The sequence below is a fragment of the Acidovorax sp. 99 genome (assembly GCF_003096455.1).
Taxonomy (GTDB): domain Bacteria; phylum Pseudomonadota; class Gammaproteobacteria; order Burkholderiales; family Burkholderiaceae_C; genus Acidovorax; species Acidovorax delafieldii.
In genome coordinates this window covers 1,041,005-1,059,324 of record NZ_QEKU01000001.1, presented here as the reverse complement: position 1 = coordinate 1,059,324, position 18,320 = coordinate 1,041,005, and the positions used below count along the sequence as shown (strand labels likewise).

General features: G+C 64.1%; 22 protein-coding genes. 9 read left to right on the top strand and 13 right to left on the bottom strand.

The features are described from left to right. Positions 1–35: 35 nt before the first annotated feature. Genes C8C95_RS05020 through C8C95_RS05005 form a run of 4 tightly spaced genes read right to left on the bottom strand, consistent with a single transcriptional unit; the run spans position 36 to position 2,971 of the window. On the bottom strand, positions 36–1,223 hold the full coding sequence (locus C8C95_RS05020; RefSeq protein WP_116747864.1) for a VWA domain-containing protein: 1,188 nt from the start codon (positions 1,221–1,223) through the stop codon (positions 36–38). A gap of 24 nt (positions 1,224–1,247) precedes the next feature. Then, positions 1,248–1,844 carry a GNAT family protein gene (locus C8C95_RS05015; RefSeq protein WP_116747863.1) on the bottom strand — a complete coding sequence of 199 codons (597 nt, stop codon included), beginning with the start codon at positions 1,842–1,844 and terminating at the stop codon, positions 1,248–1,250. A gap of 20 nt (positions 1,845–1,864) precedes the next feature. Continuing rightward, positions 1,865–2,116, bottom strand: a complete 252-nt coding sequence (locus C8C95_RS05010) for a hypothetical protein (RefSeq protein WP_060985012.1) — start codon at positions 2,114–2,116, stop codon at positions 1,865–1,867. Next, a complete protein-coding gene (locus C8C95_RS05005) occupies positions 2,117–2,971 on the bottom strand; it encodes a MoxR family ATPase (protein WP_055401588.1) in 855 nt (284 codons plus the stop codon). 106 nt (positions 2,972–3,077) lie between these two features. Between C8C95_RS05005 and C8C95_RS05000 the strand changes: the two genes are divergently transcribed. Continuing rightward, the gene (locus C8C95_RS05000; RefSeq protein ID WP_116747862.1) at positions 3,078–3,740 is read left to right on the top strand and encodes a c-type cytochrome; all 663 of its coding nucleotides are present in this window, start codon (positions 3,078–3,080) and stop codon (positions 3,738–3,740) included. A 67-nt stretch (positions 3,741–3,807) separates the two neighbouring features. Here C8C95_RS05000 and C8C95_RS04995 read toward each other — a convergent pair whose 3' ends face one another. Continuing rightward, on the bottom strand, positions 3,808–4,296 hold the full coding sequence (locus tag C8C95_RS04995) for a DUF3429 domain-containing protein (protein WP_116747861.1): 489 nt from the start codon (positions 4,294–4,296) through the stop codon (positions 3,808–3,810). Positions 4,297–4,517: 221 nt separating this feature from the next. Here C8C95_RS04995 and C8C95_RS04990 point away from each other — a divergent pair, with 221 nt between their 5' ends. Further along, entirely contained in the window at positions 4,518–5,780 is a 1,263-nt protein-coding gene (locus tag C8C95_RS04990) for a putative Na+/H+ antiporter (protein ID WP_165836513.1), read from the top strand. A gap of 8 nt (positions 5,781–5,788) precedes the next feature. Here the strand turns inward: C8C95_RS04990 and C8C95_RS04985 are convergent, their stop codons facing one another. Both C8C95_RS04985 and C8C95_RS04980 read right to left on the bottom strand, forming a co-directional pair. Beyond that, positions 5,789–6,100 carry a hypothetical protein gene (locus tag C8C95_RS04985; RefSeq protein WP_133246208.1) on the bottom strand — a complete coding sequence of 104 codons (312 nt, stop codon included), beginning with the start codon at positions 6,098–6,100 and terminating at the stop codon, positions 5,789–5,791. Between the two features lie 211 nt (positions 6,101–6,311). Continuing rightward, entirely contained in the window at positions 6,312–6,746 is a 435-nt protein-coding gene (locus tag C8C95_RS04980) for a DUF1841 family protein (protein ID WP_010459392.1), read from the bottom strand. A gap of 207 nt (positions 6,747–6,953) precedes the next feature. Between C8C95_RS04980 and C8C95_RS04975 the strand changes: the two genes are divergently transcribed. After that, positions 6,954–7,175, top strand: coding sequence for a hypothetical protein (locus C8C95_RS04975; RefSeq protein WP_199170782.1), 222 nt, complete (start codon positions 6,954–6,956; stop codon positions 7,173–7,175). Between the two features lie 139 nt (positions 7,176–7,314). Here the strand turns inward: C8C95_RS04975 and C8C95_RS04970 are convergent, their stop codons facing one another. Beyond that, complete coding sequence (locus C8C95_RS04970) at positions 7,315–8,115, bottom strand: IclR family transcriptional regulator (protein ID WP_060985022.1); 801 nt, start codon at positions 8,113–8,115, stop codon at positions 7,315–7,317. Positions 8,116–8,206: 91 nt separating this feature from the next. Here C8C95_RS04970 and C8C95_RS04965 point away from each other — a divergent pair, with 91 nt between their 5' ends. The 5 genes from C8C95_RS04965 to C8C95_RS04945 all read left to right on the top strand — a co-directional run bounded on the left by C8C95_RS04965 (position 8,207) and on the right by C8C95_RS04945 (position 12,747). Continuing rightward, a complete protein-coding gene (locus C8C95_RS04965; RefSeq protein WP_116747858.1) occupies positions 8,207–8,908 on the top strand; it encodes a 3-oxoacid CoA-transferase subunit A in 702 nt (233 codons plus the stop codon). A gap of 29 nt (positions 8,909–8,937) precedes the next feature. Further along, on the top strand, positions 8,938–9,588 hold the full coding sequence (locus C8C95_RS04960; RefSeq protein WP_116747857.1) for a 3-oxoacid CoA-transferase subunit B: 651 nt from the start codon (positions 8,938–8,940) through the stop codon (positions 9,586–9,588). Positions 9,589–9,619: 31 nt separating this feature from the next. Beyond that, a complete protein-coding gene (gene pcaF / locus C8C95_RS04955; protein ID WP_116747856.1) occupies positions 9,620–10,831 on the top strand; it encodes a 3-oxoadipyl-CoA thiolase in 1,212 nt (403 codons plus the stop codon). Next, complete coding sequence (locus C8C95_RS04950) at positions 10,828–11,571, top strand: SDR family oxidoreductase (RefSeq protein WP_116747855.1); 744 nt, start codon at positions 10,828–10,830, stop codon at positions 11,569–11,571. The genes pcaF and C8C95_RS04950 overlap by 4 nt, the downstream gene beginning before the upstream one ends. A 162-nt stretch (positions 11,572–11,733) precedes the next feature. Beyond that, entirely contained in the window at positions 11,734–12,747 is a 1,014-nt protein-coding gene (locus C8C95_RS04945) for a tripartite tricarboxylate transporter substrate binding protein (protein ID WP_116747854.1), read from the top strand. Positions 12,748–12,846: 99 nt separating this feature from the next. Here C8C95_RS04945 and C8C95_RS04940 read toward each other — a convergent pair whose 3' ends face one another. Further along, complete coding sequence (locus C8C95_RS04940) at positions 12,847–13,449, bottom strand: short chain dehydrogenase (RefSeq protein WP_116750140.1); 603 nt, start codon at positions 13,447–13,449, stop codon at positions 12,847–12,849. 132 nt (positions 13,450–13,581) lie between these two features. Between C8C95_RS04940 and C8C95_RS04935 the strand changes: the two genes are divergently transcribed. After that, positions 13,582–14,475, top strand: a complete 894-nt coding sequence (locus C8C95_RS04935; RefSeq protein ID WP_116747853.1) for a LysR family transcriptional regulator — start codon at positions 13,582–13,584, stop codon at positions 14,473–14,475. Between the two features lie 29 nt (positions 14,476–14,504). Here C8C95_RS04935 and C8C95_RS04930 read toward each other — a convergent pair whose 3' ends face one another. From C8C95_RS04930 to C8C95_RS04915, 4 genes are all read right to left on the bottom strand, one after another. Then, complete coding sequence (locus C8C95_RS04930; protein ID WP_099729384.1) at positions 14,505–15,794, bottom strand: HipA domain-containing protein; 1,290 nt, start codon at positions 15,792–15,794, stop codon at positions 14,505–14,507. Further along, complete coding sequence (locus tag C8C95_RS23810) at positions 15,791–16,582, bottom strand: helix-turn-helix transcriptional regulator (RefSeq protein ID WP_243415630.1); 792 nt, start codon at positions 16,580–16,582, stop codon at positions 15,791–15,793. Before C8C95_RS23810 ends, C8C95_RS04930 begins: the two co-directional genes overlap by 4 nt. Before the next feature lie 220 nt (positions 16,583–16,802). Continuing rightward, positions 16,803–17,264, bottom strand: a complete 462-nt coding sequence (locus tag C8C95_RS04920) for a PaaI family thioesterase (RefSeq protein WP_116747852.1) — start codon at positions 17,262–17,264, stop codon at positions 16,803–16,805. Then, positions 17,264–17,950, bottom strand: a complete 687-nt coding sequence (locus C8C95_RS04915) for a transglutaminase family protein (RefSeq protein WP_116747851.1) — start codon at positions 17,948–17,950, stop codon at positions 17,264–17,266. The genes C8C95_RS04920 and C8C95_RS04915 overlap by 1 nt, the downstream gene beginning before the upstream one ends. Positions 17,951–18,320 lie beyond the last annotated feature (370 nt).

Genomic DNA, 18,320 nt, shown 5'->3' with positions numbered 1-18,320 from the left:
AGATGCTCACAAGGCCTCTGACTCCGGTACCGCGCCTATTTGGACAGCAGCCGCATGGTTTCTTCCAGCCCCTTGAGCGACAGCGGGTACATGCGGTTGCTCACCAGCTGCTGGATGATGCTGATGCTCTGGCGGTACTGCCACACGCCCTGGGGCTCGGGGTTGATCCACGCAAACTTGGGGAAGGCGTGGGTGAGGCGCTGGATCCACTCGGCACCCGGCTCCTCGTTGTTGTATTCCACACTGCCGCCGGGCTGCAGGATCTCGTACGGGCTCATCGTCGCGTCGCCCACAAAGATCAGCTTGTAGTCCTTGTTGTACTTGCGGATGATGTCCCAGGTGGGGAACTTCTCGGCAAAGCGGCGGCGGTTGTTCTTCCACATGAAGTCGTACACGCAGTTGTGGAAGTAGTAGAACTCCAGGTGCTTGAACTCGCTCTTGACCGCACTGAACAGCTCTTCCACGCGCTGAACGTGTTCGTCCATGGTGCCGCCCACGTCCATCAGCAGCAGCACCTTCACGTTGTTGTGCCGCTCGGGCACCATCTTGATGTCCAGGTAGCCCGCATTGGCGGCCGTGCTGCGGATGGTGTCGGGCAGGTCCAGCTCCAGCTCGTGCCCTTCGCGCGCAAACTTGCGCAGGCGGCGCAGCGCCACCTTGATGTTGCGCGTGCCCAGCTCCTGCTGATCGTCGTAGTCCTTGTAGGCGCGCTGCTCCCACACCTTCACCGCGCTCTTGTTCTTGCCCGCGCCACCAATGCGCACGCCCTGCGGGTTGTAGCCGCCGTGGCCAAACGGGCTGGTGCCGCCGGTGCCGATCCACTTGTTGCCGCCTTCGTGGCGTTCTTTCTGTTCTTCGAGGCGCTTCTTCAGCGTCTCCATGAGTTCGTCCCAGCCCATCTTCTCGATGGCGGCTTTCTGCTCGGGCGTGAGTTCGTTCTCCAGGATCTTGCGCAGCCAGTCGGCCGGAATCTGCTTGGTGAAGTCGGCCACCATTTCGACGCCCTTGAAGTAGGCGCCGAAGGCCCGGTCGAACTTGTCGTAGTGCTTCTCGTCCTTGACCAGCGTGAGGCGCGAGAGGTTGTAGAAATCGTCCAGGCTCCACGCGTCATCTGACTTGGGGCCCACCACACCGGCCTGCAGCGCTTCGAGCAGGGTGAGGTATTCCTTGACCGACACGGGCAGCTTGGCCGAGCGCAGGGTGTAGAAGAAGTCGATGAGCATGATTTGGGCCTCTAGCGCCAGTGTTTATTGCGCGTGACGCTCTAAAAGATATAGCAACTGTGCCCTGGCCTCCGGCCATTCGCCAGCACGCATGCTGTACATCACCGTATCGCGGATGGTGCCGTCACGGCGCAGCGCGTGGCCGCGCAGCACGCCGTCCTTCTTGGCGCCCAGGCGCTCGATGGCGCGTTGCGACGCAAAGTTGTAGTTGTCGGTGCGCCAGCCCACCACATGGCAGCCCAGCGTATCGAACGCGTGGCCCATCATCAGCAGCTTGGCGGTGGTGTTGACGTGGGTGCGCTGCACGCTGTGGCGGTACCAGGTCCAGCCGATTTCCACGCGCTTCACGGCGGGCACGATGTCGTGGTAGCTGGTGGAACCGAGCACTTTGTCGGTGGCATCTTCCACCACGGCAAAGGCAAAGCGGTTGCCGTCTTCGCGCATCTTGAGCGCGGCTTCGATGTACGCGCGGGTGTCCTGCGGCTCAGGTACCGAGGTGATGCGCAGCTTCCACAGCTCGCCATCGGCAGCAGCGGCCCGCAGGCCTTCTTCATGGGTCAGCGCCAGCGGCTCCAGGCGGACTCCGCGATCGCGCAGCGTGACAGGTTCTACAAAAGCCATGGGTCTCTACCCCTTAATCATCAATCCTTGGACGGTTGGCTGCGGCGGCTGTTCTGCCAGCGCCGCGCCGCATGCAGGCCCAGGCCGCCACCGATGCCCACCAGGGCGATGCCCACCAGGCTGCCGGTGCCGTAGCCGGGCGCGAAGATATCGAGCCCCAACAGCTGGCCCAGCCAGAAGCCCAGCAGGGCGCCCCCCACAAAGCCCACGGCATCGGCGACGCCGTGGGCCAGCAGCTGGCGGGTGTCGTCGTTGCTGTTGCCGTTGCTCACTCAGCGGTTCCTCTGGTTCATGAACACCAGCTTTTCAAACAGGCTCACGTCCTGTTCGTTCTTGAGCAGCGCCCCCACCAACGGGGGCACGGCCACCTTGTTGTCGGCGCTTTGCAGGGCGGTGAGTGGAATGTCTTCGGCCACCAGCAGCTTGAGCCAGTCGATCAGTTCGCTGGTCGAGGGCTTCTTTTTCAGGCCCGGCAGGTTGCGCACGTCATAAAACGTCTTCATCGCCACGCTGAGCAGCTCGCTCTTGAGCGTGGGGAAGTGCACGTTGATGATCTGCCGCATCGTGTCGGCCTCGGGGAACTTGATGAAGTGGAAGAAGCAGCGGCGCAGGAACGCATCGGGCAGCTCCTTTTCGTTGTTCGACGTGATGAACACCAGCGGGCGGTGCTTGGCCTTGATGAGTTCACGCGTTTCGTAGCAGTAGAACTCCATGCGGTCGATTTCGCGCAGCAGGTCGTTCGGGAATTCGATGTCGGCCTTGTCGATCTCGTCGATCAGCAGCGCCACGGGGCGGTCGGCCGTGAAGGCCTGCCACAGCACGCCCTGGATGATGTAGTTGCGGATGTTCTTCACGCGCTCGGCGCTGTCGCCGTCGTTGAGCTGGCTGTCCCGCAAGCGACTCACCGCGTCATATTCATACAGGCCCTGTTGGGCCTTGGTGGTGGACTTGATGTGCCACTGCAGCAGCGGCATGTCCAGCGCCTGTGCCACTTCCTCGGCCAGCATCGTCTTGCCCGTGCCGGGCTCGCCCTTGATCAGCAGCGGCCGTTGCAGCGTGATGGCTGCATTCACGGCAAGCATCAGGTCTTGGGTGGCGACGTAGTTCTGGGAGCCTTGGAATTTCATGGGGGAAAACACCGGATCGTTGATGAATGGGCTTGACAGGGCGCTGGCTATAATCAACGGCTGATCAGAGCCCAGAGCTGAACTTCCACGAGATTGTGCGCGCAAAATGAATAAAACGTTGACCACGCTATTTGCCCTGGCTGTCGCTTCCGTGACCGCCTTGTCCCACGCCCAGGAAGCCAAGGGCGACGTGGAAGCCGGCAAGCAAAAGATTGCCATGTGCATTGGTTGCCACGGCATCGTTGGCTACCAGGCCAGCTTTCCTGAGATCCACAAGGTGCCCATGATCTCGGGCCAGAGCGCCAAGTACATTGCGGCAGCGCTGGTCGCCTACCAAAAGGGCGAGCGCAAGCACCCCACCATGCGCGGCATCGCCGAGTCGTTGTCCGAGAAGGACATCGCTGACGTGTCGGCTTACTACGAACAACACGGCAAGACCGGTGCCGAACTGCCCGCCAAGCCCTCGCGTGAACCCAGCGTGCAAGTGGCCGAGCTGCTGAAGAAGGGCGCTTGCGTTTCCTGCCACGGCGACAACTTCGCCAAGCCCATCGACCCGTCTTACCCCAAGATCGCTGGCCAGCACGCCGACTACCTGTTTGTCGCTCTCAAGTCCTACAAGGTTGAGAAGAACGCCAATGTGGGCCGTGGCAACGCCATCATGGGCGGTGTGGCCAAGCAGTTCACCAACGCCGAGCTGAAGGCTTTGGCCAACTACGTGAGCAGCCTGGATGGCGACCTGCACACAGTGCCCCAGTCGCGCTTCCGTTGATCAGCAGTCTTGCTGAGCGCAACAAAAAAGCCCGCTTCTGCGGGCTTTTTGCTGGGCGACTGAATTCTCAACGGCTGGCGGCCCATGCCCCCACCGCCAGACACACGCAAGCCGTGACCGTGAGGCGCCCTCGCAGCGGCAAGTACCACGCAGGAAGCGAGGTGCGCGCAGCCAGTCGATGGTCTTGCACCAGGTGCGCAGCAAAGCCCGCGACCAGCAGCACCGACCCTGCTACAGGGGGCAATAGCGTGGCAGGCCAGGCCATCAGCGATGGCACCACGCTCCATACAAAGCAGCGCGTGCGCTCTGGGGCGCTCAGCCCGCTTTGCGCCATGGCAAAGCCCCAGTGCAGCGCCCCCACAAAACTCAGAATCACTCCGCCGTAGGCCAGCAGCGCTGCGCTCCACCAGGGTGTGCTGGGCGCCCACAGGCCCACGGCTGCCAGCGCCAGGAACGGCAGCAGGCCGCCGTAGCCCCGCCAGGCCACTGCCGGCGGGATGGGGGCGGAGGAGGGTGAAGGCAAAGGTTGTGCGGTCGTATGGATGTGCGTCGACATGAAAGCCTCCAGATAGGTGTCTGCATTGTCTGGAAAGTGAGACTCCCGAGTGCCATGCATGGTTGTGTGTACCAGCCAGCCGTCTTTGCGCGGGTGCCTCAAGCCCTACGCCTACAAAGCAACCCGGTATCGCCAGTTAAAATATTAGCTGGGTGTCGGCGCCATGGTGGCCCGGCAGGTTCATGCGCTGGTCGGGCCGCCGCGCGGCTTTTCTGCGACCCATGAACTCCTCCCCCACCCTGATCCAGGTGGTTGGTGCCGTCCTTTTCGGCCTGGCCATTCTTCACACCTTCTCCACCAAGTATTTCGAGCACCTTGCGCACACGCAGCCCCGGCACGCGGGCATCTGGCATCTGCTGGGTGAAGTAGAGGTCGTCTTTGGCTTCTGGGCGATGGTGCTCATGCTGTTCATGTTCTCCATCAGCGGTAAGCAGGAAGCCACTGCCTACCTGGACTCGCGCAATTTCACCGAGCCGCTGTTCGTGTTCGCGATCATGGTGATCGCCGCCACGCGGCCTATTCTGGAGCTGTCTGGGGCGCTCGTCCGGGCGCTTGCCGCCTTGTTGCCGGTGCAGCGCGGCATGGCCATGTACTTTGTGGTGCTGGCGTTCGTGCCGCTGCTCGGGTCGTTCATTACCGAACCGGCGGCCATGACGCTGGCCGCGCTGATGCTGCGGGACACGCTGTTCTCACACCCTATTTCCAGCCGGCTCAAGTATTCGACCATCGGCGTGCTGTTCGTGAACATCTCCATTGGTGGAACGCTCACTTCCTTTGCGGCGCCGCCCGTGCTGATGGTGGCTGCCAAGTGGAACTGGGACATCTGGTTCATGCTGTCCAACTTCGGCTGGAAGGCAGCGGTGGCTGTGCTCATCAATGCTGCCATCGCAATGCTGATCTTCCGCAACCAACTGGGCCACATGGGCCGCAAGATCCCTGCCTCCGAGTCCCCCGTGCCGTGGACCGTGACGGGCGTGCACCTTGCCTTCCTGGTGCTGGTGGTGGTGTTTGCCCACCATCCCGCCGTGTTCCTGGGCCTGTTCCTGTTCTTCATGGGGTTCACCACGGCGTACCAGCGCTACCAAAGTCCGCTGATCCTGCGCGAGGCGCTGCTGGTGGCGTTCTTCCTGGCTGGGCTGGTGGTGCTGGGCGGCCTGCAGCAATGGTGGCTGCAGCCCGTGCTCATGAAGATGGATGCCAACGCCGTGTTCTTTGGGGCGGCGGCGCTTACCGCGTTCACCGACAACGCTGCGCTGACTTACCTGGGCTCGCTGGTCGAAGGTCTGAGTGACGAGTTCAAGGTGGCCCTGGTGGCGGGCGCCGTGACGGGGGGCGGCCTGACGGTGATTGCCAATGCGCCCAACCCGGCAGGTGCATCCATCCTGAAGGAGAAATTCTCGGACGGCGTCATCAATCCGCTGGGTCTGCTGCTGGGGGCCTTGCCGCCTACGCTGGTGGCGGTGATGGCGTTTCGGGTGTTATAGGCGCACGTCTATCTCTGCCCGCGAAAACTGCGCCATTGCACGCGGGTGAACCACGCGCACACACCGCCGAGCCCCGCGTAGAAGGTAAACAGGCTCCAATCCACTGCTGGGAAGTGCGAGACATCGCTGATCACCGCAGACACGCTGATCGCGCACAGAACGCCGGAAAGCAGCGCCAAGATCAAAGCAAGGGCGCGTTCCACGCCAGACTTGACCTGCTCCATGGTGTGTTGGGTGTGCTGCCAGGCGTCTGCGGCATCTTTGAGTGGGCTCTCGGCCTGAGCGGCCAGCGCTTGCGCGATGTTGTGCTGTGCCACCAAGGCAGCAAAGTCGCCTTGCCGGGGCCGTGCCGCGCGTCTGCGCCACCAAAAGCCCGCAAAAACCAAGGCGATGGCCAGAAGGATGAGGCCTGCGTACAGCAATTGGTCTTGCCATGGGACCGCGGATGCATGGAGCAGGTAGTGGAGCATGGACAGTCGGTCGGTGCGACCCGTGAGCGTCGGTTGCCTCTAGCGCTTGGACTGCGGCAGTTCAGTCCCGCGTCGCGCGCCGCTGCACGCAGGCGATGTAGGCATCGCCATCGGGCGGGCGGCCTGCGCGCTGGCTTTCCCACAGCATCTCGCCCAGGCAGTCCATGGCGGCGTGGTGGGCGTCGTGCAGCGAGTCGAGCCGCGCCGTCAGCAGCTCTACCGCCTGGCGGATGCCACGGGGCTGGTCGATGCTGCATTGCTCGCTGATCGACAGGTGCATCGACAGGTGCAGGAAGGGATTGGTCTGGCCCGGCGTTTCGTCGTAGTTGCGGGCCACGGCCGCATCGGCGTCGGACAGGTCGGCGTGGTACTCGGGGTGCTCGGCGATCCACAGGCTGGCCAGCGTCTCGATGGCTTCCATGGGGGCGCCGCTCTGGGTCTTGGCGTGCACACCACACAGAAAGCGGCGCACATCGGCTTGGGAGGGGCTGAACATGGGGCATGAGGGTAGCACGCAGGGCAAGGGCCTGGCGTCAGAGGGAGGCGGGGGAGGGTGATGCGGATTGCGCCCGGCTGCTACATCGTGCCGGGGCGGCGTCCTACGCGGGCTGTGCGCCGGCGCACCTACATTGGGCTGGCGCAAGAGTCGGGAGCCGGGTCCACTTTGCTGCAGTCCTCCAAACCCGGCATCGGGAGAAGTGTCATGAATGCAATGCGAATCGTTGGTGTGCTGTTGTTGGTGGTGGGCCTTGCCGGGTTTCTGACCGGGGGCTTCAGCTTTACCAAGGACACCACCCAGGCCAAGATCGGTCCGCTGGAGTTGACCGTGAAAGAAAAGGAATCCGTGAATATCCCCCAATGGTTGAGCCTGGGCGCGATGGTTCTCGGCGGCGTGGTGCTGGTGCTCGGCTTTCGCAAGAACTGATTTCATCCACCGTGGCGAGTGACGGGTGTTGAGGCTCCGGTTCTCGCCCTATCCACGTAAGACGGTAATCGGAGCTTTAGCACCGGCCGCTTGTTGCGGTGGGTGATCCCTGGTGCCGGTTGCCGACAGCCGTTATCTGTCACCCCCTCGGCGCTCCCATCATGCGCGAGATGGTCCGGGCCGCACTCAGCAGTGCGGGCAGCAGGCGCTCCTGCATCACCGCCGCACTTGTGCGATTGGCCTGACCGCTGATGTTGAGCGCCGCCACCGTCTGCCCCGTGCGGTTGGTCAGCGGCGCAGCAATCGATATCAAACCCTCTTCCAGTTCCTGATTCACCAGGCACCAGCCTTGCTGCCGCGCCTGACGGATGTGGGCCAGCAGTGCATCCACATCGGTGGTGGTGTGTTCGGTAAAACGCTGCATGGGGTGGCCTTGCAGCCGGGCTTGCAGTTCGTCGTCCGGCAGCCCGGCCAGCAGCATGCGGCCCATGGACGTCCAGCACGCGGGCAGGCGCGAGCCCACGCCCAGCGTGGTGCGCATGATCTTGTGGGTGGGCACGCGCAGCACATAGACGATGTCCAGGCCGTCGAGCACGGCGGCCGATGACGACTCGCGCACCTCTTCCACCAGGTCCTCCATCACCGGCTCTGCCAGGTTCCAGATGGGCAGCGAGGACAGGTACGCAAACCCCAAATCCAGGATGCGCGGGCTCAGGCGAAACAGCTTGCCGTCCGTCTCCACATAGCCCAGCGTCTGCAGCGTGAGCAGGATGCGGCGCGCACCGGCGCGCGTGAGGCCTGTCTGCGCGGCGACTTCACTCAAGGTTTGCTGCGGCGTGGCCGCGCTGAACGAGCGGATCACCTCCAGCCCGCGCGCGAACGACTGCACATAGCTGTCGCTCGGTTTGGGGTCTTTGGCTTCAGGGGTTTGGGAATTCATACGTATGCCAACTATAATTCTTTAAGCGAACATTTGTTCTATATGCGAACAAATTTCAAAGAGACAACAGAGAAACCAAGAAAGCGTTGCAATGATCAACAAACTGGCGGACTCGGTGGCCCAGGCCCTTGCGGGGGTGAAGGATGGTGCCACGGTGTTGATAGGCGGGTTCGGCACGGCCGGCATTCCGGGCGAGCTGATCGATGGCCTCATCGCCCAGGGGGCGCGTGACCTCACGGTGGTCAACAACAACGCAGGCAATGCCGACCAGGGCCTGGCCGCGTTGCTCAAGGCGGGCCAGGTGCGCAAGATCATCTGCAGCTTTCCGCGCCAGGTCGACAGCTACGTGTTCGATGACCTGTATCGCAGTGGCAAGCTGGAGCTGGAACTGGTGCCCCAGGGCAATCTGGCCGAGCGCCTGCGCGCTGCGGGTGCGGGCATCGGCGCCTTCTTCTGTCCCACGGCCTATGGCACCGAATTGGCTGCAGGCAAGGAAGCGCGCGAGATCAACGGCAAACACTACGTGCTCGAATACCCCATCCACGGCGATGTGGCTTTGATAAAGGCCGAGAAGGGCGACCGCTGGGGCAACCTCACCTACCGCATGTCGGCGCGCAACTTTGGCCCCGTGATGGCCACGGCTGCCAAGACCACGATTGCCACCGTGCACGAGGTGGTGGAGCTGGGTGCGCTGGACCCGGAAGCCATCGTCACCCCGGGCATTTATGTGACGCATGTGGTGAAGATCGACCGCACGGCCACGCAGGCGGGCGGATTCAAGAAATCCGCGTGATATCGGCCCCAAGCGCAGAAAGAATAAGCATGAGCAGCTATCAAAAGCGGAGTAAAGACGAGCTGGCGAAACGCGTGGCGCAAGACATCCACGACGGCGCCTACGTCAACCTGGGCATCGGTCAGCCCACCTTGGTGGCCAACCACATCCCGGCAGGCCGCGAAGTCATCCTGCAAAGCGAAAACGGCATCCTGGGCATGGGCCCCGCGCCGGCTGCGGGCCTAGAGGACTACGACCTGATCAACGCGGGCAAGCAGCCCGTCACGCTGCTGCCCGGCGGCGCGTACTTCCACCACGCCGACAGCTTCGCGATGATGCGCGGCGGACACCTCGACATCTGCGTGCTGGGCGCCTTCCAGGTCAGCGCCACGGGCGACCTGGCCAACTGGAGCACGGGCGAGCCCGGCGCCATCCCCGCCGTGGGCGGCGCGATGGACCTGGCCATCGGCGCCAAGCAGACCTGGGTGATGATGGACCTGCTGACCAAGCAGGGCGCCAGCAAGATCGTGACGCAGTGCACCTACCCGCTCACCGGTGTCGCCTGCGTGAAGCGCATCTACACCGATCTGTGCACACTGGCCTGCACGCCCACCGGGCTGCAGCTCATCGACACCGTGCCCGGCCTGTCGCTGGCGGAGCTGGAGCAACTGGTGGGCCTGCCCATCCGTGCAGCCGCCTGAATTCAACCCCCAGAAACGAGGAGACAAAATCATGAGCCAACAACGCCAAGCCTTCATCTGCGACGCCATCCGCACCCCCTTCGGCCGCTACGGCGGCGCGCTCTCCAGCGTGCGCACCGACGACCTGGGCGCCATCCCCATCAAGGCGCTGATGGATCGCAACTCCGGTGTGGACTGGGCGGCCGTGACCGACGTGCTCTACGGCTGCGCCAACCAGGCCGGTGAAGACAACCGCAACGTCGCCCACATGAGCAGCCTGCTCGCGGGCCTGCCGATTGACGTGCCCGGTGCCACCATCAACCGCCTGTGCGGCTCGGGCCTGGATGCTGTGGGCACGGCAGCGCGCGCCATCAAGGCGGGCGAAGCGGGCCTGATGATCGCCGGCGGCGTGGAAAGCATGAGCCGCGCCCCCTTCGTCATGCCCAAGGCAGAGTCGGCCTTCAGCCGCAACAACGCGGTGTATGACACGACCATCGGCTGGCGCTTTGTCAACAAGCTGATGAAGGAAAAGTACGGTGTGGACTCCATGCCCGAAACCGCCGAGAACGTGGCGACCGACTTCAAGATCGAGCGCGAAGCCCAGGACCAGATGGCCCTGCGCAGCCAGCTCAACGCCGTGGCCGCCATCAAGGCCGGCCATCTGGCGCGCGAGATCGTGCCGGTGCACATCCCGCAAAAGAAGGGCGACGCGATCATCGTGAGCCAGGACGAGCACCCGCGTGAGACCAGCCTGGAAGCGCTGGCCAAGCTCAAGGGCGTGGTGCGGCCCGATGGCACGGTGACGGCGGGCAACGCCAGCGGCGTGAATGACGGCGCCTGCGCGCTGCTGCTGGCCGATGAAGCCAACGCTGCCAAATATGGCCTCAAGCCCCGCGCCCGCGTGGTGGGCATGGCCGTGGCCGGTGTGGCGCCGCGCATCATGGGCTTTGGCCCCACGCCTGCCACCCTGAAGGTGCTGGCGCAGACGGGCCTGACCATCGACCACGTGGACGTGATCGAACTGAACGAAGCCTTTGCCGCGCAAGGCCTGGCCGTGCTGCGCGCGCTGGGCCTCAAGGACGACGATGCCCGCGTGAACGCCTGGGGCGGCGCCATCGCGCTGGGCCACCCGCTGGGCGCCAGCGGCGCGCGCCTGGTCACCACTGCCGTCAACCGCCTGCACGAGCACGCCGGGAAGTACGCGCTGTGCACCATGTGCATCGGCGTGGGCCAGGGCATTGCCGTGATCCTGGAGCGCGTGTGACCGTGATTGAGCGCAACCCGACACCGGTCACCGTCATCACCGGCGCCAGCAACGGCATTGGCCGCGCCATTGCCGAAGCCGTGCTGGCCCAGGGCCACGCCGTGGTCAACCTGGACTATGTGCTGCCCAGCTGGAGCCACCCGCAACTCACCTCGTACCAGGGCGACCTGACCGACGAGGCATCGACCCGCGAACGTGCGGCCGAGATTGCGGCCAAGCACAACGTGACGGCGCTGGTGAACAACGCGGGCGCCACGCGCCCTGGCACCATCGACACTGCCACCACCGCGCAGCTGGATGACGTGGTGGGCCTGCACCTGCGGGCCCCCATGCTGCTGGTGCAAGCCTTTCTGCCCACGCTGCGCGCCAGCGGGCAGGGCCGCATCGTCAACATGTCATCGCGTGCCGCGCTGGGCAAGGGCGAGCGCATCGTCTACTCGGCCACCAAGGCCGGAATGATTGGCATGACACGCACGCTGGCCATGGAGCTGGGGCGTGACGGCATCACCGTTAACGCGATTGGTCCCGGGCCCATCGCCACCGAACTCTTCCGCCAGAGCAACCCCGACGGTGCGCCGCAAACGCAGCGCATCCTGAACAGCATCGCCGTGGGCCGCATGGGCACGCCCGACGACGTGGCGCGCGCGGCGCTGTTTTTCCTCTCGCCCGACAACGGTTTCGTGACCGGGCAGGTCCTTTACGTATGCGGCGGCACCACATTGGGAGTGGCGCCTGTTTAGCAACCTGAACTGATCTTCCTTGCTGCCCCGCAAGGGGCGCCCCCCGTTCTCGTCCGGAGGCCTCGGCGCCCGGTTGAGGCCACGGCGCGGCCAGACGCGGACCCACGCGGCGCTGGTGGCACCGACCCATTCATTCATCCACCTTCTTGAAGGAGACAAACCATGACCCGTTCCATCCACGCCACCCGCCGCTTCGCGCTGTCGGCCGCTGCCTGCGCTGGCATCGCCGCTATCGCCGGTGCTAGCCTTTTGGGTAGTTCCGCTGCGCTGGCCCAGGCCTATCCGAGCAAGCCCGTCACCATCGTCGTGCCCTTTGCGGCAGGCGGCACCACCGACATCCTGGCCCGCATCATCGGCCAGGCGCTGACCACGGAGCTGGGCCAGTCGGTCATCGTGGACAACCGTGCGGGCGCGGGCGGCAACATCGGCGGCGCCATGGCGGCCAAGGCCCCGGCAGATGGCTACACCCTCTTCATGGGCACGGTGGGCACGCACGCCATCAACGCCAGCCTGTACAAGAAGATGCCGTTCGACCCCATCAAGGACTTTGCACCGCTCACGCGCGTGGCCAATGTGCCCAACCTGCTGGTGGCCAACCCGGCACAGCCCTACAAGACGGTGAAAGAGCTGATCGCCTACGCGAAGGCCAACCCCGGCAAGGTCAACTTCGGCTCGTCGGGCAACGGCAGCTCCATCCACCTGTCGGGCGAGCTGTTCAAGAGCCTGGCCAAGGTGGACATGGTGCATGTGCCCTACAAGGGCAGCGCACCCGCTGTGACCGACCTGCTGGGCAACCAGATCGGCATCATGTTCGACAACATGCCCTCGGCCATTCAACACGTGCGCAGTGGCAAGCTGGTGCCCATTGCCGTGACCACGGCCAAGCGCTCGCCCGAGCTGCCCAATGTGCCGACCATCGCCGAAGCGGGCGTGCCCGGCTATGAAGCCACCTCGTGGTTTGGCATGTTTGCGCCCGCCGGCACGCCTGCGCCGGTGCTGGCCAAGCTCAACACCGCACTGGTGAAGGTGCTGAACCAGGCCGAGGTGAAGAAGAAGATCAACGAGCAGGGCGCCGAGACGTACAGCGAAACGCCCGAGCAGTTTGCTGCCTTCATCCAGGCGGAGTCCGTGAAGTGGGGCAAGGTCGTCAAGGAGTCGGGCGCAAGTCTCGACTGATCCGCGCCTTCGATCACCGCAGCTACCAAATTGATAGCTGCTGCCGCTTGTTAGACGGGCGGCAGCAGCTATTTTTCTTTCAAATCCAGGTGGTGTGGCTCACTGCACCCGGTACACCCGCCCCGTCTGCGCCCCTTCCACGCTGCGCTGGTAGCCGCGTGCGGCGCGCTCGGCAGGCACCGTGTCAAACCCCGGGAAGAACGGCCCGTACACGCCCACGGATTCGGTGAGGATGGTGGGGCTCACGGCGTTGATGCGCAGGCCGCGCGGCAGCTCGATGGCGGCGGCAGCCACAAAACCTTCGATGGCCGCGTTCACGGCCGTGGCGCTGGCGCCGTTGCGGATGGGCTCAATCGACAGGATGCCCGCCGTCAGCGTGATGGAGCCGCCATCGTTCAGATACTTCTGGCCGACCAGCGCCAGTTGCACCTGGCCCAGCAATTTGTCCTGCAGGCCCAGGTTGAACTGCTCGGCCGTCATTTCCGCCAGCGGGCCAAAGTGCAGGTTGCCTGCGGTGCTCACGATGGCATCGACTTTGCCCACCGCCTCGAACAGTTGGGCAACCGCCCCTGGCTGCGAGAAGTCCGCACGATGCGTGCCGCTGCTGCGGCCTACGGTGATCACGTCGTGGCGTGCGCCCAGGTTGGCCAGCACGGCCTGGCCGATGGTGCCGCTCGCGCCGATGAGAAGAATCTTGGACATGGTGTTTTCCTTGGGTGTCAAAAAGGGTTGATGAGGAACTGACAGCCCGATTCTTTTGCTAATCAATCGGAACATAAAGTACCTTCAAGTTATGCTTGTGCTAACCATTGATTAGGAATTGAGGGAGTTGCCGTGGACAAGCTGCGCAATATGGAAGTCATGGTGGCCGTGGTGGAGGCCGGCAGCTTTGCCGCTGCCGCGCGCCAGCTGCAGATCTCCGCCGTGATGGTGGGCAAGCACATCCAGCAGCTGGAGACCCACCTGGGCGCGCGCCTGTTCCAGCGCAGCACGCGCCAGAACAGCCTGACCGAGGTGGGCGCCGCGTTCTACGACGACAGCAAACGCGTGCTGGAGCAGGTGCGCTGGGCCGAGTCCGCCGTGGAGCGCAGCCGCGCCGTGCCGCAGGGCCTGCTGCGGGTGAGCGCGCCCTTCACGCTGGGCAACCACGTGATCGCGCCGCTGGTGGCCGACTTTCTGCAGCGCCACGACCAGGTGCGTGTGGACCTGCAGCTCACCGACAGCGTGGTGGACCTGGCAGGCGAGGGCTTTGACGTGGCCGTGCGCATTGGCCAGGTGGTGAACGAGGGCCTGGTGGCGCGCCCGCTGCGCCCCTACCGCATGGTGATTGCCGCAGCACCCGCATACCTGCAGCGCCACGGCACGCCCCAACGCGCGGCAGACCTGGCGCGCCACCAGTGCCTCAGCCACTCGGTGTGGCAGCGCCGGGTGGAATGGACCTTGCGCGACGGCAACGAGGATTTCTTCTGGCCCGAGAACGCGCGCTTTGTGTGCAACCAGGGCGATGGCCTGCGTCAGGCGGCGTTGCGCGGCCTGGGCCTGATCATGCAACCCGAGGTGCTACTGGCTGACGACCTGGCCAGTGGCGCGCTGGTGCCGGTGATGCAGCACTGCCTGCCCGTGCCGCGCCCGATGCACCTGGTGTATGCGCCCGACCGGCGGCAACTGCCCAAGCTGGCGCGGTTTGTGGAGCATGTGGTAGAGCAGCTAGGTGTGCAGGAGCGCTGAGAGACGTTGAGGCTTACGCAGAGGCAAGCTCAGCAGAACGCCCGGCGCTGCTGCTGGAGCGCATCGCGGTCGATGCTGGCCGTCAATTGCTCCATGTCTGCCGCGCAGACGCCGTGCTGCAGGAAATGCCGATGCCATTGCTCGACCGCCTGGGCGACTTCCTGAATCAGCGCAATGGCACGTGCCCGTGTGATACCGAATTCGCTCAGCTCGGTCAGCGCGTTGTCCAGTGTGGACTGCGCGCCGTGCTGGCCCACCACCATGGCCTGGTAGCCCATGTTCTGCAGCGTGGGCACCACATCGAAAGCGGGAGCCAGGTCGTAGTAGCCGTCGAAGCCCAGGCGCAGGCAGTGGTTGCGCTCGTGGTCATCGGTGTTGTCCATGAGGATGTTGAACACCATGCGCCGGAACAGCTCTTCGCGCAGGGCTTTCTGCCGATCGGGGTGCGCCTGGCGCAGCAGCACGGTGGCCAGCGCGCCGTAGCTTTCGGCCAGTCCTGCCGCTGCCAGCGCTGTCTTGGCAGAGATGCAGTGCACGCGCAGGTTCAGCGTGGCCAGCTGCACACGGTCAAACCGCTGGATCGTGAGTGCATGGCGCTGAGGCCCCATGCCCAAGCGCGATGGAATGGGCAGCACGCCCGTGGTGGCAACATGGATGCCTGCCTGGGCCGCCAGCGTCATGGTGGCGTGCTCAATGAGGGGCGTGTCCACGCTGTCGTCCAGCTCACTGAACTTGATCACGCAGGGGCCGCTGTCGGTTTGCAGCAGTGCCTTGGGACGCGCACCGCCCAGCGTCACGCCGGGTTGCACCAGCCGCTGGATTTCGGGCGTGACCGGGGCTTGAGACTGCACCTCTTCCACCGCCCGCACCATGGCCTCCAGATCACGCAATTGCGGGTACGGCCCGATGCGCCGGGGGATGTACTGTTCGGCTGAGGTGGAAATACCCAAGGCGCCAAAGCGGTCGTCACCAGCGAACAGCAGCATCTCTAGAATCGACAGGCGCGCAGGGCGGTCGATGTGGCGGATGATGCGCTCGCCCCAACGGTCTGGCCGCGCATCGTCGATGGCGCCGGGAGCACTGTCCTTGTGGCCTGCGCTGAACATCTGGCCTGCCAGCAGGGGCAGGTCCTCGCTCAGAGCGAATTGCCACCAGTCTGCGGCGTAGCTGAAGGTGGCGCAGTTGGGCACCAGTTGTGACAGGCCCACGGCCCCGGCCAGGACGGGCTGATTGGGGTTGACCAGCACCCAGACGTATAGCGTGTCCTGCGGCACATAGGAGCGCGGCGTAACTTGCTGCGTCTTGTTGGTCGGGTTCATGGCTGCGCTTTCTTTTGGCCAAGGATTAGAGCGGCCAAACCAGCGGCGGTACTGTTGGGCTGGCGTTCCGGTGCGCCGAGTCCTGGGATCCCTAGGGCCCTTGCTATTTCTTCTTCAACGCCTATCCTAGTTGCCATCTGCGTGGCTCTCTTGATACTTTCCTCCTGATCTAGTCCAGCCACTCTCATGGCTTTCCTGAGCTCTACCTCTTGGTCAAACCCAGTGGCCATACGCGTGGCTTGTTTGATCTGCTCTTCTTGGTCCAGTCCTGTAGCCATCCAGGCTGCTTTCTTGGCCGCATTCGTCTGATCTATCCCCGGGAACAAGCGCTCCTCTCTTGCTTGATGTGAGTCCGTTGAGTGGAAGGGCGCATTGACTTTTGATGCGGGTGGTATGGGGGAGACTTGTGTTTTGGGCGCCGCTTTTGTGGAAGTTTTCTGTGGGACTTTCACCTGCTTCTGTGCCCTGGCCCGAGCGTTGAGCCGAGGCCGGGCTCTGGCCACCTCTTGCTCCAGAGAGGCCAGGTCGTTCTGCGGCGCAATCAGGTCGGCCAGCCCCTGGGCCTGGTTGACGAGCCACATGCACATCACATACGACGCCATCGACACCGACGGGTCGCCCCGCTCAATGCGCGCCATGGTGGGCTGAGACACGCCCAGCCGTTGGGCCCACTGGGCCTGCGTTTCCTTGCGGCGCTTGCGAGCAATCACGATGTTCTGCGCGAGCAACGCGATCTGCTGAAGAACTGCCTGGGGGTAGTCAGCGGGCTTGGTGTTTTGGGATGGCATTCATAGATGTTAGTTCAATTGATTATTTTTGAACATCTATGAATTAATTATGGCTTTCAGAAGAAAGAGGGCTGAATGATATGAATTACTCATAGATACACGACAATTTGTCGAAAATGCATATCTATGAATTAAATAGAACAACCGATGTGACGATGCAATCGGGGGCAATCAGCACAAGGGCACATTGACGCGCTGCAATGCCGAGCCTGCGCGGGGCTCACTCCACAGCGTTGCTGGGCACCGCTGGCCCGATCTTGAACACCCCGCTCACCCGTGCGCACGGCACACCGTCGGCGGTGACCAGGCCCTGCGCAAACACCAGCGAGCGTGTGATGCGCAGCGGCTCGGCCTCGCCCTCCACCCAGGCGCCCAGCGGGGCGGGGGCCAGGTAGTCGATCTGCAGGCTGATGGTGGGCAAGAAGCGGTCCGACACCTGGTCGCTTTTGCGGTGCACCGACAGCGGCACCAGCATGTCGCAGAACGTGGCCATCATGCCGCCGTGCAGGTTGCCCATGGGGTTGGTGTGGCGCGGCTCCACGCGAAAGCCGAACTTCACCACGTTGCCCTGGTGCAGCACATACAGCGGGCCGTTGTGCTGGATGTAAGGGCCCCCGGCCACCAGCGGCGCAAAACCTGCGGGGATGGGGGCGGTGGTGGCGTTCTCGGGGGCGTGCGTCATCAGCGTGCTTCCTTTTCAATGTCGTTGGCAAAACTGGCGTCCTGCAGGCTGCTGCGGGTGGCGTCACCCTGCAGCCAGCCGCCGTACACCGTGCGAAAGTCGGCCACTATCTGCGCGAGCGGCATGTCGTCAAACGCGCCGCGCTGGTGCACGTATTCCATGTGGCGTGCGCCCGATTGGTCGAACGGGTGGTAGATGGAATCGTTCTCGCCGTCGAACTCCAGCGGCAGCAGGCCAAAGCGCTCGCACAGCTCGATGTTGAAGGCGGGCGTGGCCTTGCGCCAGGCGCCGTCCAGCCAGATGTCGGTGTAGCCATGCCAGATGAAGAGGTCGGTTTTCATGGTCTCGCGCATGCGCTCGGTGCTCAGGTGGTTGCGCACATCGGCAAATCCCATGCGCGCCGGGATGCCCGCCGCACGGCATGCGGCCGTCAGCAGCGCGGCCTTGGGCACGCACCAGCCATAGCCGTTGGCCAGCACGGTGCTGGCCGTCATGCCCTGGGGCGACAGGTCGATGCGGTAGGGGTCGTAGCGGAAACCATCGCGCACGGCCAGGTACAGGGCCACGGCACGCTCACGGTCGGTGGCGCCACGCGCGTGTTCGGCGGCATAGGCCTTCACAGCAGGGGCATCGCTGTCGATGAGGGCCGTGGCGTGCAGGTGGGCGGGCGTGGGGGCGTCGGTCATGGGGGTGTCTCCTGCAGTCGGACTAAGAACCTGTTCAAGGTCTTTTCGGGGTCGCACAAGTACCTTGCCGGGGTGGGATACAAGGCGCGGTGCGCAGTTGATAGCACGGCTATCAACAAGCGCCGCAACGCAGCAGACCGCCCGGCAAGGCACTTGCCCGCAGGGTTGGAGTGAAATCGGGCCGATGAACTCGGAGTTTTGGCGCCCCGGCTGCTTGCATGGGCAAGAGCCCACGCGGCGCATCCGACGCTTCCACTCATCCCGATTGCACTCCAATGCGATCCCCAAAAAGATCTTGAACAGGTTCTAAGGCCAGTGTGCGGGCCCCGGGCTCTGGATGCTGTCACAGGTGCGCCAGCCTTGCTGCGCC